Source organism: Rossellomorea sp. NPDC077527 (assembly GCF_044542955.1).
In the GTDB taxonomy this organism is placed as follows: Bacteria; Bacillota; Bacilli; order Bacillales; family Bacillaceae_B; genus Rossellomorea; species Rossellomorea aquimaris_E.
The window spans coordinates 887,035-902,797 of sequence record NZ_JBITVL010000001.1; the positions used below are offsets into that span (position 1 = coordinate 887,035).

The window sequence follows — 15,763 nt, forward strand, 5'->3', positions numbered from 1 at the left end:
AAGGAGTCAGCTGCTGAATAGTAGAGGAAAATCAGCAGCTGAACCAATTTAAACAAACCACTCTATCAATCTACTTTTGAAGAGAAGGACGAACATTCCTCAAAGGCCCCAACTTAGATAATCGTTGTACAACCATCATGGAAACAACGGTTACGATGATATCCAGGGGAAAATATGCCACCATCCACCCCCAGGCAACACTATATCTGAAACCACTCGGTGCATCTGCCCAGAAGGTAAGGGCCAGGTACATGAAATTCGTTCCAATTATGTAATTCAATATTAAAGCAGCTACCCCTGCAGAAACATATCCTACAAATGAACGTGTCCTTGTAAGGACCAACCCCACCACGAATGCAACCACTATAAACGATAAAACAAACCCAAAGGTGGGACTGAGTATGCTTGAGGGTCCACCTCTAAACTGGGCGAAGACTGGTGCACCTATCAACCCCAGTGCGACATACACGAGCATCGCCTTCGCACCGACACGGCTTCCGAGCATCCCCCCTGCAATGATGGCGAACATAAGTTGAAGGGTCACCGGAACCCCGCCGATCATTAGAAATGAAGATACATTCGCCCCGACTGCCATTAAAGCAGCAAAAAGGCCGCATAAGACTAATTCCCTTGTTTTTCCCATTATTATTTTCTCCCCCTAGAAACTGTGGTATGATTGTTATTATCTTAAATGTTAACCATTTTGTAAATTAGGTTAACAAAAAGGGGGAGGAAAATTGAAAGGTTTTTTTATCACTGGAACGGACACAGAGATCGGTAAAACGTTAACCACCGGTTTGCTGGCAAAGTATTTCATAGAAGAGGGCATTGATGTGTTTCCATATAAGCCTGTGCAAAGCGGTGCAATCAGGAAGGATGATAGATTGGTAGCGTCTGACACGGAATTTTATGAAAATGTCACGAACCGTCATTTTGGGAATGAAGCCAATACATACGTATTAGAAACACCCAGCTCTCCTCATCTTGCCGCTAGGATCGACGGTGTGTCGATTAAGCTTGAGCCGATCGTAGAGCAGGTGAAGAATTTACGAAACGCCCATGAACTCCTCCTTGTAGAAGGGGCGGGAGGATTAATCGTTCCTTTGAACGAGGAGGCAACTATCTTGGATTTGATTAATGAAGTGTCCCTGCCGGTCATTCTCGTCGCACGGGCCGGACTCGGTACCATCAATCATACGGTTCTGTCTGTGATGGCGTTGAAACAGCGAAATATTCACATAGCGGGCATCGTTCTAAATCAAACTTCTCCAGATGAGTTGGAGGAAATCGAACGGGACAACAAGCGGATGATAGAAAAGTTGACAGGAGTATCTGTGATTGGGTTGATTCCTTACATGTCACAAGATGCATTAGCTGAAGTGAATGTGAAAGAGTTATTCAGTAATTGGAAAATGGACGTGTTGAAGGAGGATGTTCAAAGTGAATCAGCAACAGCTAATCGATAAAAGCAGCCAGTATATGTGGCTTCCGTTCACGCAGATGAAGGATTATGATGAGAACCCTTTAGTGATTGAAAGCGGGGAGGGTGTCTATTTGCGAGACATCCATGGGAACGAATATCTGGATGGATATTCTTCTCTTTGGTTAAATGTTCATGGACATCGCAATGAGGAAATCAATCAGGCTATCAAAGATCAGCTAGATAAAATCGCACACTCCACTTTGCTTGGTGCCACGAATGTACCATCGATATTATTAGCGGAAAAGCTGGTGTCTCTTTCACCGGAAAGCTTGAAGAGAGTCTTTTATTCAGACAGTGGAGCAACGTCGGTTGAAATCGCTATCAAAATGGCGTACCAATATTGGCAAAATAAAGGCAGACCAGAAAAACAGAAATTTATTACACTTCAAAATGCATACCACGGTGATACGGTCGGTGCCATCAGTGTCGGGAAAGTGGATATTTTTCATCGAGTTTACAAATCCCTTATGTTTGAGTCTTTTGTTGCCCCGTTTCCAGACGTGGTCCATCATTCTGATTTATCGACAGAGGAGGAAGTTCGGGATCAGGCATTGAGTGAATTAGAAACGATATTTCAAGAGCATCACCACGAGATCGCAGGCATGACAGTGGAGTCTCTGATACAGGGAGCCGGCGGCATGAATATCATGCCAAAGGGATACTTCAAGGGAGTCGAGCAGCTTTGCCGGAAATATGAGATCCTGCTCATAGTCGATGAAGTAGCAACAGGCTTTGGGCGGACAGGAAAAATGTTTGCCGTCGAGCATGAAGGTGTGCAGCCGGATATCATGACCGTGGCGAAAGGAATTACAGGAGGATATCTGCCCGTTGCCGCCACTCTCACAACAGAAGAAATGTATGAAGCCTTTTATGATGATTACACCTCATTAAAGACCTTTTTCCACGGTCATTCCTATACAGGAAATCAACTGGGTTGTGCAGCGGCACTGGCGAATCTGGAAATCTATGAAAGAGATGATTTGATTGGGAAGGTACAGAAGAAAGTGGACATCATAAAGTCCCTGTTGGCACCATTGAAGAATCATCCCCACGTGAGCAGCATCAGGCAGCTCGGGATGATCTGCGGGATTGAACTGATCGAGGACAAAGATTCGAAAAAGTCATTTCCTTGGGAAGACAGGGTTGGATATTGGACGACGATCAAAATGCGTGAGTTAGGCATGCTCACCCGCCCGATCGGAGATACCATCGTCTTCATGCCTCCACTTGCCACAACTGAAGCAGAACTACAGAAAATGGTCACCATCATGACCGAAGCCATCGACATCACCACCAAAGCAGCGGTTGGGGTATAAGAAGAGTCGTTGAGGGACGGACCTTGGATAAGGGTTCGTCTTTTTACGTTTTCTTGTGCCTGAAGAGCGTGTACCAGGTACAATCAGCAGAAAGTGTACCAGGAACAAAAAACTCAACCAAAAATAAAAAAAAGAAACCGTTCCCTCACCTAAAACGTAAATAACCATATCATCCATCCTGACCAAAAAGGAGGTACCCCATGAACAAACTCATCACCATTAGCGCAGTGGTCATTGCAATCACCACCATCATCATCTGGCTCACAACCAACGCCACCAATGCCATTTCACTACTTGCAGCCTATGGAATCATCCTATCTTACCTCGTCTACTTCTCATTCTATAAGAGAAGGAAACGATAAAAAGGGAGGGACGGACCTCCAACCGTCCATTTGCCGCCGGCAAAATGATGGTTGGAGAGGTCCGTCCCTCTTATTCGACTGCTTCTAACAAAAAGTCCACGATGTGGATGGCGCGCATTTTGTGAGATAGGCCTTCTCGTTCGATGCCGAGTTTCATTTGGAGGAGGCAGCCCGGGTTGGAGGTGATGATGGTGGTGGCCCGGGTGTCTTCGATGTTTTCCATTTTGTGATCGAGGATTTTCATAGACATTTCGGATTCGACGATGTTGTAGATGCCCGCAGATCCACAGCAGTGATCGGCCTGCTTCATCTCAACGAAATCAGCTCCTTCCACCGATTGAAGGAGTAGTCTTGGTTCCATGAATGTTCTCTGAACGTTTCGAAGATGACAGGAATCCTGATACGTGATTCGCTGAGGTGAAACGTTCAATTCCCTTTTATGAAACTCTAGTTCTACCAGTATCGAGGAGATGTCCTTGATCTTATTTTTAAATGAGACAGCACGTTTCTTCCACTCTGGATCATCTTTCAGTAAGTGATCATAATCGACGAGGAACGCTCCGCATCCTCCTGCATTGGTGATGATGTAATCAACCTCTGCGTCTTCAAATGCCTCGATGTTCCGTTTGGCCAATTCCTTTGCAGCATCCTTTTCGCCACTGTGTCCGTGCAAGGCTCCACAGCAGGTTTGCGATTTTGGAATCTCGATGTCACAGCCTGCCAGCTGAAGCAGTTTGGTTGTGGCTTTATTCGTTTCCAGAAACATTGTATCCATCAAGCAACCGGAGAAGAAAGCGACGTTTTTCCGAACCTCCCCAATGGAAGAAAGGGCAGTTGGGCGATTCTTCATGTCTTTCATTTTAGGTACTTGTGGGAGTACACGTTCCATCGTGGCCATGCTTTCAGGGAACAGATTCATCACGCCCGTCGTGTGGACGGCTTTTTGCAATCCGGATCGTTGATAAATCCCCAGTAGGTTCGTGACCATCCTCATTCTATCCGGGTGGGGGAATAACCCTTGAAACACGCTCTTCCTAACAACCCGGACAGGAAGGGAATGTTTTTTATTTTGATTGATGATATCCCGTGCTTCCTCCAGCAAGTGTCCGTAATTGACACCTGAGGGACAGACAGGTTCACAGGCCCTGCAACCGAGACACAGATCGAGAGTACGCTCGACTTCTTCATCAGGCTCGATCACACCATCGACGACGGCTTTCATCAAGGCGATTCGGCCGCGGGGGGAGTGGGATTCCTTGAACCCCGATTGGATATAGGTGGGGCAGGAGGGAAGGCAGAACCCACATCTCATACAGTTCAATAATTCATCTTCATCCATGCGGTCTTTGAATTCCTGTTGTATCGTTTGCTTTTCCTTCACAGTTGTCATCTTGAAATCACCACACGTTTTCTTGATTCTTTCGCGAATACCTTATTTGGATTCATGATGTTGTTCGGATCAAACGATTGCTTGATCATTTTCATGGCTCCAACTCCTTCAGGTCCTAATTTCCATTCGAGGTAAGGGGCTTTCATCATGCCGACGCCATGTTCTCCGGTGATGGTCCCACCTAAGTCAATGGCATGGGCGAAGATTTCTTCAAATGCTGCTTCAACCCGCTCCATTTCATCATGGTCCCGTGCGTCTGTTGCCACCGTCGGATGAAGGTTTCCGTCTCCTGCGTGTCCAAAGGTACAGATCTTCAACCCGTGACGATCTGCTATATCATTGATGGCTTTCACCATTTTCGCAATTTCTGAGCGGGGGACCGTCGCATCTTCCAAAATGGTTGTCGGTTTGAGGCGGGCAAGAGCTGATAGGGCAGAACGTCGGGCGGTGCGAAGAGCGTCCGCTTCGATTTCGGTTTTAGCCAGTTGAACGGATACCGCATCATTCTGCAAACATACTTCTTCCATCCGTTTCATATCACGTGCCACGACTTCCGGAGGGCCATCCTGTTCAATCAACAGGACGGCTTTTACATCAGTAGGCAGACCGATCTTGGCAAAGTCCTCTACGACTTCCAATGTCGGTTGATCTAAAAACTCAAGGGTCGTCGGGATGATGCGATGAGAGATGATGCTGGAAACACTTTGCGCCGCTGCTTCAATATCCTGATAAAGAGCAAGCATCGTCTGTTTGGTCTCAGGCATGGGAACAAGCTTTAATGTTGCTTCGGTGATGACACACAGTGTTCCTTCCGAGCCGACAAACAGCCGGGTCAAATCATATCCTGCAACGTCCTTCGCAAGTTTCCCCCCTGTACGGATGATATCTCCATTGGGAAGGACGACTTCAAGAGCAAGGACATAATCACGGGTGACTCCATATTTCAATCCTCTGAGTCCACCTGAGTTCTCATTGATATTCCCTCCGATAGTGGAGATTTTCATAGAACTCGGGTCTGGGGGATAGAACAGGCCCTTGGCTTCAACGGCGTGAATCAAATCCAGGGTGATCACACCCGGCTGCACGGTGATGGTCAAATTTTCTTCATCCAATTCGAGAATGTTGTTCATATGGGTGAATAGGAGGACGATTCCCCCTTCAGTAGGGCATGTTCCGGCGCAAAGATTTGTTCCGGATCCTCTGGGTACCATGGGGATGCCATGCTCATTACAGATTTTTACGATTTCCGCTACTTCCTTTGTGGAACGTGGAACGATGACTGCATCGGGCATGGATTGGTAATTGGGTGTTGCATCATAGGAATACACAAGCTTCTCAGCAGGAGTGTCACGATAATTTTCTTCGCCGACGATTCCGATGAACTTCTTTTTAATGTCTGGAGTGATCATTCTAGTTTCCACCTTTTTTTACATGTTTTTCAATTCTGTCCGGAAAAGACTAGAGAGACGGTACCCGACTTAAGATCAAGGTCCGTCCCTCAAGATAAACGTTTATTGTTTGATGGGGCTGGGGGTGATGGATCCAAGGATGACGGGAATTTTCGCGCCGGTTGCTCCTGGGACGTTGCTCGGATTGCCATGCAGGGTTTCGTTGGCCAATAAGGCAAAGGCGATCGCTTCCTTGGCATCTGAGGAGTACCCGATCTCTTCCTGGGTGATGATCGTCACTTCAGGGAGAAGTTCCCTCATCATGCGGAGGAGCGTCCCGTTATAACTTCCCCCGCCGCCGATGATCACCTCTTTAATGGGGTGTTCTGGGAAGATGAACGTCTTATACGCATCCGAAATAGAAAGGGCGGTAAAGTAGGTGGCTGTCGCTACCAGATCTTCTTTCGACAGATCGCCATATTCCTGAAGGATCCGGTTCACGAACACCTCACCAAACAGTTCCCGCCCTGTGGATTTAGGCGGTGCTTTCTTGAAAAATTCCTTTTCCCATGCCATCCATGCCCTTGCGGCTTCCGGATGTATAGTGCCATTGGCTGCAATCGTTCCATCTTCGTCATAAGACAAGCCGAATAGCTTCTCACAAAGTCCATCCATCACCATATTTCCGGGGCCGGTATCGAACGCGAATACGTCATCTAGGGAACAATCTTTCGGTAGGACCGTCACATTTCCTATCCCTCCGATATTCTGTAGTAGTCTGCCTTCGTCCTTTCTTCGGTAAAGGAGGAACTCTGTATATGGGACGAGTGGAGCACCTTCTCCTCCTGCCGCCATATCCATGGAACGGAAATTGGACACGACCTGTGTATTGGTCCTATAGGCAATCACGCTCGGTTCCCCGATTTGAAGGGTGGAAGCAACCAAATCCTCCGTGTGAAACGGTTGATGATAGACCGTTTGGCCATGGGAACCGATAAAGCTGAGGTCTTCTACTGAAATGTTAGCTTCCAGACACACCTTCAATACGGCATCTGAGTAAACCTCCCCTAATTCAAAGTGAAGGCTTGATAGGAGGGGAGTGGAGGAATCGGTGGGACTCATCACATCAAAGATTTTCTTTTTTACCTGCTGTGGGAAGGGGGTGGTTGAATAATGAACCAGCTCCACCACCGTATCCGTACCGGCTCCCTCAATGGAAACAAGGGCTGCATCCACTCCGTCAACAGACGTACCGGACATTAATCCTACTGCTAAACGCTTACTCACATCTATACCTCCCTGCCTGTATGGCTTCAATTACATCCACTGCACCAGTCGCAGGGGATGTGGAATCGACGATAAAGGTTGTATCGTTAAACCGTTTTAAGATCGTTTCTTTAAAAGAGGATTGCACAACCGGATTCTTCTCAAGGACACTGCCTTTTAGTGCTATGATCGGTTTTGAATCAATCTGTAACTTCTCGATTAATGCGACGGTTTGCCGGGCAAGCTGTTCGCCGGCTGTTTGTAATAAAAAAAGCGCACTTTCATCGCCGGCTTCTGCTTCCTTGTTGATCACTTTCGCGAGTTGGGCAATTTCCCCTTTTGAAGAAGCATAGATGAATCCCTTTAATCCTTTGACATCCTTTGCGTTGATTTCGTTCAGCAGGCTGCGGGAGAGGGGGGAGAGAGGAATGCCGCAGTCCCATTCATCTGCAATCTGCTTACTTGCCTGGATGGCGAGGTGATAAGCACTGCCTTCATCCCCGATCAGATGTCCCCATCCCCCTGTGGTCCCTTCCTGGTTCCCATTCCGTCCATAACAAATGGATCCCGTGCCTGCGATGGTCATTACACCATCCCGGTTCCCGATCAAACTAAAGTAGGCAAGAGTAGCATCATTTAAAAGAATAATAGGACGGGAGGTCATTCTACTCAATTCTGCCTGAATTCTTTGTGATAGATTTCCAGAACCTCCTCCCGCCATCCCGATCACAATATGAGTGACCCGATCGGACGCGGAATGCTCCAGGCATTGTTGGACGACGGATGATAGATTTCTCAAAGCTTCCTCATAGGAAACAGAAGGGTTTCCGTGGCCTGATAAGCTTTGGAATAGGATCGTCTTATCCATATTCATAACAAGACCTTGAACCTTTGTTCCTCCTGCATCGATTCCTATCACTCTAGTCATCTATTGAAACTTCCCTGATTGAAAGGCAAATTTGGCCCAAGGCTTCAGATAATCCAACAAGAAAATTTCTTCTTCGCGGATTCGTCCCACTACATTCGTTTTGCCGGAGTTCTCCATATCCTGAAGGGCAATCTGTAGTTCGCCGGCGTATTGGGCATACAGATCATTCTCAATGATGATATCGCCGCGTTTGATGTCGGCCGTGTTATGAGGCGTAAATTCCCTTCCTCTATATTTGACCCTGCTTTGAGTGGAACGGATCATGTAATCCGATACGTCTCCCCGGTAAAAGTGAGGTTCTTCAAAGATGATCGTTTTTTCTAAATCGGTGGTCGTTTCATGGGTGTTGACGGTAAAGGCCAGCTTCGATGTGTTCAGTGAGCTGAGTAGCTGCATTTCTTGCTCTGATGCGTAGGCGTTACTGATGATGACGTCATCAATCAACCCGGTGGCAAATAGATGCTTCGCCTGCACATCAATAGGAAGAGAACGGTGCATTTCAAGCGTCGGCAATCCTTCCGTGACCGGCCAGGGACCGAATGTGGCGTCGGAGGAAGACACAAAGGCTGCTGTTCTCATGCCGAAGTCTTTGAATTTCTGACTGCAGTCGATAAAGAAAGGATAAGATAAGCCGGAGTAGCGGTGCGGATAAAAATTATGACATCCTAATAATTGATCCTTATTGGGCTGGTACGTCATGATATTATCAATGTATTTCGTGGCATTGCTCATATTCAGTTCGATTTTTAAATCATGGGGGTTGTACGACATCATCGCTTCTTCATGGCCGGTATATCCCAGGTCAAGCCGGATTCCGTGAGCACCGAGTTCTGCAAAGAAGGAAAGGTCATCGTAAGAGATATTCAGTTCCTTGAAAATACGGGGGCTGATGTCGGCTATGACTTCCATGTTTTTCTCACGGGCAAATTTGATTGTTTCTTTGAAGTTCGAGATGATCCCATTCTTGTCCCCATCAACGGATAATAAGCAGGTAAACACACGCTTAAAACCGTAAGAAGCTGCCAGTGCCAGATATTCTTTATCTTTTTCTGTGGTAGAATGGTTTGGATAGATGGAAACGCCAAGTCTTTTACTCATGGGGATGCCTCCTTAATTCGATTTGCTTTCAAGTGTGTGGATTCTCTTTAACATTGGAATCATTTGTTCAATCAGGGACATTTCACTGATGGAAGTCATCAAGTGATCCTGTGCATGAATCATGAGAAGGGATTTCTCAAATTCTTCGCCGTTGATTTCGGCCTGGATCAGGCTGGTTTGCGTCTTATGGGCTTTATTCAATTCTTCATGGGCGGTTTTGATCATTTCTTCTGCTTCATCAAATTTTCCCTCATGTGCCTTTGCAAGGGCTTCATAAGCGGTACTTTTCGCATTCCCGCCGTTTGATATAATTTCAAAAATCTCCATTTCCACGTTGCGGATTTCTGCCATCCTGTATTCCTCCCTAATCCTTTTTAGAACTCTTTTCTACCAAAATTGTAAAATAAAAGTTTAAATATTTTAAAATAATATTGAAATTTAATTTCATTATCGCATATAATCATATTAAACTGAAAGCCTTTTCAAAACAATCATTTTTTTGGAGGTGACCATGACAGAATTCCAGGTTTTAAAACACATCAAAAGTCAGATGGAAAACTATACTCCGTCTGAAATAGCAGTTGCTCAATACGTGCTGGAGTTTCCAGAGAAAGTAATGGAAATGACCACAAAGCAACTATCACAGTCTTGCGGCAGCAGTGAAGCTGCCATCATCCGATTCTGCAAACGGATCGGGATCAACAGCTTCAGCGGCTTGAAAATCGAGCTCGCCAAAAGCACGAACATCGAAGAAACAAAGAGTCATGACATCAATACGCTTCTTCATTTTGAAGATAATCTTGAAACGGTCTTCAATAAGGTATTGGTCAATACGTATCAAGCCATCAAAAATACGGAAAAGCTTTTTTCTATTGATGAACTGGATCGTGCAGTGAACGCCTTTCACGAAGCCGAAAGAGTATATCTGTATGGAGTCGGCGGTTCTGCTGTAGTGGCGGAAGATTTCACACAAAAATTGTTGAGGCTGAATTATCTGGCGTTTCAGGCAAGTGATATCCATGTTCAGATGATGATGGCTGCGAACTTAACGGAAAGAGACGTTTTGTTTGTCGTCTCTACTTCAGGTCAGACAAAAGAAATATTGAAGCTGATGAACGTCGCGCAGGAAAAGGGAGCCACCATCGTCCTCTTGACCCAGCACGGGAAATCACCGGCAAGGAAGCTCGCCGATATCGTCCTGACGATTTCCGAGGAGGAACACAACATCCGAATCGGGACCATGACGGCAAGAATTGCTCAACTCGTCGTGATCGATGCTTTATTCGTGGCATTATGCATGAAAAAAGGACATGGCGTTTACGAGCAAATTATCCATACACATGAAGTGGTTCAGCGAATGAAAGAGGAGGAGGAATAGGGATGAAAGTATTATTCGTATGCTCTGGAGGAATGTCCAGTGCGATCGTAGTCAACGCCTTGAAGAAAGAAGGGACAAAAGAGGGGATCGAAATGGAGGTCCATGCCATCGGAACAGGGGAAGTATCCGAGGAAATCTCAAAGGGATGGGATGTATGTATGGTAGCACCTCAGATCAGACACCGTTTTGACCAGGTAAAGAAAGCCGCCGATGAAGCCAACGTTCCGTGCGGGCCGATTCCTCCGCAGGCATACACGCCACTTGGCGGGCCGACTTTACTGAAAACAGTAAAAGAGTTGACCAATTAATTAAATAGGAAACAAGGGGGTAATAACATGCAAAAGTTTGTGAACTTTCTAGAGAACAATTTGTCAGGTCCAATGGCCAGACTCTCTGAACAAAGGCATTTGCAAGCAATCCGGGATGGGGTTATTTCAGCACTGCCATTTATTATCGTCGGTTCATTCTTTTTGATCTTAGCGTTCCCGCCACTGCCGGACGCCGGAGTATTCGGCGACATCAAGCAGTGGGCCGCAGACAACATTGTCGAAATCCTGATTCCTTACAGACTGACCATGTTCATTATGTCGCTCTATATAGCCTTCGGGATCGGATACAATCTCTCGAAAAGCTATAAACTGGATCCATTATCCGGTGCACAGATTTCAGTGGCAGCACTGCTTTTAACCATTACACCTAAAGTAATGGACGGGGAAGGCTGGGTCCTTCCGATGACCAACCTTGGTGGACACGGATTATTCGTTGCCATGGTCGTTTCAATCCTTGCTGTCGAGATCCTCAGATTCTGTAAAACAAAGAACATCACAATCAAAATGCCTGAGCAAGTACCGGCATCCGTTTCACGAAGCTTTGAAGCACTTATACCTGTAGCAATTGTTATCTTATTAGTTTCCGGGGTTACAGTATTAGCCGGAGTCGATCTTCACCGCATTGTCGAAGTGGCTGTTGCTCCTTTAGTTACAGCAGGTGACAGTATCTTTGGCGTATTGGTTCCTGTATTCCTGATTGATTTCTTCTGGTCATTTGGGATTCACGGTGTATCTGTCGTAGGAACAGTAGCACGTCCGCTTTGGGAAGTATTCCTCGTGAACAATGCAGATGCTGTTGCCAGCGGCGGTACCATTCCACATATCGCTCCAGAAACGTTCTACCAATGGTTCATCTGGATCGGTGGATCAGGAGCAACCCTTGGCTTAGTTCTTGCCATGGTATTCTTTTCACGCTCCAAGTATTTAAAAGCACTAGGGAAAACATGTCTTGTACCAGGTCTTTTCAATATTAATGAACCAGTGATCTTCGGTGCTCCGATCGTATTAAATCCGATTCTGATCATTCCTTTCATCACAGTTCCATTGATCACGGCAACCATATCGTATGTGGCAACCGTCGTGGGATTAGTATCACCAACCTACATCATGCCGCCATGGACACTCCCTGCACCAATCGGAGCATACCTGGCAACAGGTGGTGACTGGAGAGCGATCGTCATGGTTCTGATCAACATCGGAATCTCATTCGCAATCTATTTCCCATTCTTGAAAATGTACGACAAAAAAATGCTGAAAATGGAAGAGAACGAGCAGCAAGCGGCATAAAAGAAAAGCGTAAGGGGCTCGCCCTGAGGCGACAAGCATAAGGCGAACTAACCGGAAAGGCGCTCTTTGCCTTTTTGGTTAGTTTGACTTATGACCTCGAGCCTCAAGCCCCTGTAGCTGGACAAAGAAAAGCGTAGGCGGCTTGGTCAGACCCGACAAGCATAAGACGGTTCAGCCGGAAAGGCGAACTTTGCCTTTTTGGCTGAAATGGCTTATGACCTCGAGGGTCTAGCCGCCGGAGCTGGACAGAGAAAAGCGTAAGGGGCTTGCCCTGAGGCGACAAGCATAAGGCGAACTAACCGGAAAGGTGCTTTTTCCTTTTTGGTTAGTTTGACTTATGACCTCGAGCCTCAAGCCCCTGTAGCTGGACAAAGAAAAGCGTAGGCGGTTTGGTCAGACCCGACAAGCATAAGACGAGTCATCCGGAAAGGCGTCCTTTGCCTTTTTGGCTGAAATGACTTATGACCTCGAGGGTCTAGCTGCCGGAGTTTTACAAAAAAGCAACTCTGAATATCTTTGATACAAAACAGAAGTGGGGGTCCTAGGATTCCCACTTCTTTACTAGCGTCAGGAGGGAAGGAAATGACAGAAACAGTTGTGCCAAAGAGGATCGGTTTCAGGAGTGTGTTTGTACTATTGATCTCTGTGTCTATCGGACTTTTACTTCTTTCTAAACCATTGATGAATACCGGGTTGGCAAAAGAGTGGAGTGTATTTTTAGCAACAGGAATTTCGGCAACAGCTGGACTTTCACTGATTCTATTGAAAATCGAAGGTCCTGTTGAGAATGCGTCCGTTAAAAAGAAACGGATCGTATTAGCGCTTGTGGTCAGTTTCGCCATTAGTTTCATTTTGGCCTTTGTGGCCAAGTAACAGGAGGCATTCACAATGGAAAACGGAATCAAGATCGTTACGATCGGCGGGGGTTCAAGCTATACTCCCGAGTTTGTGGAAGGGTTGATCAAGCGCTATGATGAGCTGCCCGTTCGTGAGCTGTGGCTGGTGGATATTGAAGCAGGGAAAGAAAAGTTAGACATTGTTGGAAGCCTGGCCAGGAGAATGGTGAAAAAAGCGGGATTACCGATGGAAATCCATCTAACAACAGATCGGAGAGAAGCGTTGAGAGGTGCTGACTTTGTCACCACGCAGATGCGGGTGGGGCAGTTGAAAGCCCGGATCCAGGATGAACGTCTCCCGATCAAGTACGGGATGATCGGTCAGGAAACGAATGGGGCAGGTGGATTGTTCAAAGGAATGAGGACGATTCCGGTCTTATTGGAAATTTCGGAAGACATGCCGGAGCTTTGTCCGGATGCCTGGCTGATCAATTTTACGAATCCTGCAGGTATGGTGACGGAAGCACTGCTGCGTTACGGGTCTCATCCTAAGGTCGTGGGTGTCTGCAATCTTCCGATCAACACGAAAATGACTTTGGCCCGGCTCCTGGGCGTAGAGGTTGAACGCCTGGAGATCGACTTTGCCGGTCTTAATCATATGGTCTACGGATTGGACGTGCGGGTGGACGGCGAGTCCGTATTGAATGAAGTGCTGGACATCATGAGCGATCCTGAGAAACAGGTAAGTATGAAAAATATTGCCCCGCTTCCGTGGGAACCTGGTTTTATCAAGAGTCTAGGCATCATTCCATGTCCGTATCACCGTTATTTTTATAAAACCGGAGATATTTTAGAAAAGCAGTTAGAAGAATTCAAGACGGGTACAACACGTGCAGAAGTTGTTCAGCAATTGGAGAATGAGCTGTTTGAGCTTTATAAGGATGAACACTTGGCGGTTAAGCCTCCACAGCTTGAAGAACGGGGAGGAGCCTATTACAGCGACGCAGCATGCAATCTCATCTCTTCCATCTATAACGATCGTGGGGACATCCAGACCCTGAACGTCCGCAATGATGGAGCACTCAGTGATTTGCCACGGGAATCGGCCGTCGAAGTAAACTGTGTCGTAACGAAAGCGGGACCGAAGCCGGTTCCTGTCGGAGAACTTCCCGTTTCCGTAAGTGGTCTCGTTCAGCAAATCAAATCCTTTGAACGGGTAGCTGCAGAAGCATCCGTCACCGGTTCTTATGAGAAGGCATTGCTTGCCATGACGATCAATCCTCTAGTTACGAGTGACGTGAAGGCGAAGCAGTTGCTGGATGAAATGTTAGAGGCACATAAAGAGTATTTGCCACAGTTTGATGGGGAATTGACACATAGATAATGGCAGGTAGCGTCCCGAAGCGTGATTTGGGACGTTTTTTGTTGCAGGGTGGGGACTTATTATCGAGTTTGGCCGTTTTATTATCGACTTTTCGGATATATTATCGAGTTTGGACCATTTATTATCGACTTTGACAATATATTATCGACTTTCCCCCTTTTATTATCAACTTCCAATCCATAAACAAATGCCTGCACCAGAGCTGCTTCCCGTTTATTTTCAAAAACATGATACTTATTTTCAAAACTGCCGCTTTTATTTTCAATATCCAGGATTTATTTTCAAAACAGACCAACTTATTTTCAAATCCATCCAACCACCCATACATCTTTCCCTTGGACGAGCATACCTTGATAAAAAGAACCCATGCTCAGAAAGGATGCCCCGTCCATGATTCCAGTCAAAGCAAAGGTTGCCGCCTCTTTATATGCCACAATGTCCATCAGCTTCTGGGGGATATCCTTCGTATCGACGAAAGCGGTGCTGGATACCCTTGATCCGTATACTCTCCTCGTTCTCCGGTTTGCGATCGGAGCCCTGTTTCTATTCATGCTGTTACTTTTAAAAAGATATCGAATCACCATTCCCCTGAAGTATATTCCTCACCTGATCATACTGGGTGTACTCGGGGTCTTCATTCATCAAGTCATCCAGGCTTCGGCCTTGCTTACGATCGATGCTTCATCAGCAGGATGGATGATTTCATTTTCTCCTGTGTTCACCGCCCTCCTCTCTATGGTGTTTCTACATGAAAAAATGACTATCCCCAAAGCGGTGGGGATGGTCGTTGCGATTACGGGTGTGCTGATGGTGACGACAGCGAGGAGCGGGCAGTCTATCGGTTTTGCAGTCAATATCGGGTACATCCTGATGATTCTCAGTACACTGAACTGGGCCATCTACTCCGTGCTGCTGAAAAAACTTCAGATCGAGCTGCCATCTCTCGTCATCACATTTTATATGAGTCTGCTCGGTTTGAGTTTGACCATCCCTTTTCTGATCCGGAACCGGGGGTGGGAAGGGATGTCCCTTTTATCACAGGTGGAATGGGCCCACTTGATGTTCCTTGGTGTATTTGTCTCGGGTATCGCGTATTGGTATTGGGCGAAAGCTCTGGAAGTATTGGATGCTTCCAAGGTGTCGATGTTTCTGTATTTGGAACCTGTCACTACCCTTATAGCGGCGATTCTTCTCCTGCACGAGAAAATTTTCTTCATAAGCATCCTGGGTGGCGTCATAATTATAATAGGAGTTGTCATTGTAAATGGTCAGATGATTTCTGTTTTCCATCGGTTTCTATGGAGGAGACGATAACATC

General features: G+C 46.4%; 16 protein-coding genes. 9 read left to right on the top strand and 7 right to left on the bottom strand.

The features are described 5' to 3' along the window. Positions 1 to 70 precede the first annotated feature (70 nt). Positions 71 to 643 carry a biotin transporter BioY gene (locus tag ACIGG7_RS04550; RefSeq protein ID WP_397548996.1) on the bottom strand — a complete coding sequence of 191 codons (573 nt, stop codon included), beginning with the start codon at positions 641 to 643 and terminating at the stop codon, positions 71 to 73. A 94-nt stretch (positions 644 to 737) separates the two neighbouring features. Here ACIGG7_RS04550 and bioD point away from each other — a divergent pair, with 94 nt between their 5' ends. The 3 genes from bioD to ACIGG7_RS04565 all read left to right on the top strand — a co-directional run bounded on the left by bioD (position 738) and on the right by ACIGG7_RS04565 (position 3,161). Further along, positions 738 to 1,466 (top strand): dethiobiotin synthase, encoded by a 729-nt coding sequence (bioD, locus tag ACIGG7_RS04555; RefSeq protein WP_397548997.1) that lies wholly within the window; start codon positions 738 to 740, stop codon positions 1,464 to 1,466. Positions 1,467 to 1,479: 13 nt separating this feature from the next. Then, positions 1,480 to 2,799 carry an adenosylmethionine--8-amino-7-oxononanoate transaminase gene (gene bioA, locus ACIGG7_RS04560; protein WP_397549097.1) on the top strand — a complete coding sequence of 440 codons (1,320 nt, stop codon included), beginning with the start codon at positions 1,480 to 1,482 and terminating at the stop codon, positions 2,797 to 2,799. Positions 2,800 to 2,999: 200 nt separating this feature from the next. Beyond that, positions 3,000 to 3,161: a hypothetical protein gene (locus ACIGG7_RS04565; RefSeq protein ID WP_224943135.1), complete on the top strand. Its 162-nt coding sequence runs from the start codon at positions 3,000 to 3,002 to the stop codon at positions 3,159 to 3,161. Positions 3,162 to 3,231: 70 nt separating this feature from the next. Here ACIGG7_RS04565 and ACIGG7_RS04570 read toward each other — a convergent pair whose 3' ends face one another. From ACIGG7_RS04570 to ACIGG7_RS04595, 6 genes are all read right to left on the bottom strand, one after another. Further along, positions 3,232 to 4,551 (bottom strand): (Fe-S)-binding protein, encoded by a 1,320-nt coding sequence (locus ACIGG7_RS04570; RefSeq protein WP_397548998.1) that lies wholly within the window; start codon positions 4,549 to 4,551, stop codon positions 3,232 to 3,234. Next, positions 4,548 to 5,960, bottom strand: a complete 1,413-nt coding sequence (gene glcD / locus ACIGG7_RS04575; RefSeq protein ID WP_397548999.1) for a glycolate oxidase subunit GlcD — start codon at positions 5,958 to 5,960, stop codon at positions 4,548 to 4,550. The genes ACIGG7_RS04570 and glcD overlap by 4 nt, the downstream gene beginning before the upstream one ends. A 102-nt stretch (positions 5,961 to 6,062) precedes the next feature. Next, the gene (anmK, locus tag ACIGG7_RS04580) at positions 6,063 to 7,226 is read right to left on the bottom strand and encodes an anhydro-N-acetylmuramic acid kinase AnmK (RefSeq protein WP_397549000.1); all 1,164 of its coding nucleotides are present in this window, start codon (positions 7,224 to 7,226) and stop codon (positions 6,063 to 6,065) included. Continuing rightward, on the bottom strand, positions 7,219 to 8,133 hold the full coding sequence (locus ACIGG7_RS04585; protein ID WP_397549001.1) for a BadF/BadG/BcrA/BcrD ATPase family protein: 915 nt from the start codon (positions 8,131 to 8,133) through the stop codon (positions 7,219 to 7,221). Before ACIGG7_RS04585 ends, anmK begins: the two co-directional genes overlap by 8 nt. Beyond that, the gene (locus ACIGG7_RS04590; RefSeq protein WP_397549002.1) at positions 8,134 to 9,231 is read right to left on the bottom strand and encodes a DUF871 domain-containing protein; all 1,098 of its coding nucleotides are present in this window, start codon (positions 9,229 to 9,231) and stop codon (positions 8,134 to 8,136) included. A 12-nt stretch (positions 9,232 to 9,243) separates the two neighbouring features. Further along, the gene (locus ACIGG7_RS04595) at positions 9,244 to 9,582 is read right to left on the bottom strand and encodes a PTS lactose/cellobiose transporter subunit IIA (protein WP_397549003.1); all 339 of its coding nucleotides are present in this window, start codon (positions 9,580 to 9,582) and stop codon (positions 9,244 to 9,246) included. 160 nt (positions 9,583 to 9,742) lie between these two features. Here ACIGG7_RS04595 and ACIGG7_RS04600 point away from each other — a divergent pair, with 160 nt between their 5' ends. The 6 genes from ACIGG7_RS04600 to ACIGG7_RS04625 all read left to right on the top strand — a co-directional run bounded on the left by ACIGG7_RS04600 (position 9,743) and on the right by ACIGG7_RS04625 (position 15,759). Further along, positions 9,743 to 10,609, top strand: a complete 867-nt coding sequence (locus tag ACIGG7_RS04600; protein WP_397549004.1) for a MurR/RpiR family transcriptional regulator — start codon at positions 9,743 to 9,745, stop codon at positions 10,607 to 10,609. A 2-nt stretch (positions 10,610 to 10,611) separates the two neighbouring features. Beyond that, the gene (locus ACIGG7_RS04605) at positions 10,612 to 10,917 is read left to right on the top strand and encodes a PTS sugar transporter subunit IIB (protein WP_060673327.1); all 306 of its coding nucleotides are present in this window, start codon (positions 10,612 to 10,614) and stop codon (positions 10,915 to 10,917) included. Between the two features lie 27 nt (positions 10,918 to 10,944). Next, positions 10,945 to 12,225, top strand: coding sequence for a PTS sugar transporter subunit IIC (locus tag ACIGG7_RS04610; protein ID WP_397549005.1), 1,281 nt, complete (start codon positions 10,945 to 10,947; stop codon positions 12,223 to 12,225). A 582-nt stretch (positions 12,226 to 12,807) separates the two neighbouring features. Beyond that, positions 12,808 to 13,098, top strand: a complete 291-nt coding sequence (locus ACIGG7_RS04615; protein ID WP_397549006.1) for a hypothetical protein — start codon at positions 12,808 to 12,810, stop codon at positions 13,096 to 13,098. Between the two features lie 15 nt (positions 13,099 to 13,113). Continuing rightward, entirely contained in the window at positions 13,114 to 14,445 is a 1,332-nt protein-coding gene (locus tag ACIGG7_RS04620; protein ID WP_397549007.1) for a 6-phospho-beta-glucosidase, read from the top strand. Positions 14,446 to 14,835: 390 nt separating this feature from the next. Then, on the top strand, positions 14,836 to 15,759 hold the full coding sequence (locus ACIGG7_RS04625) for a DMT family transporter (protein WP_397549008.1): 924 nt from the start codon (positions 14,836 to 14,838) through the stop codon (positions 15,757 to 15,759). Positions 15,760 to 15,763: the final 4 nt, after the last annotated feature.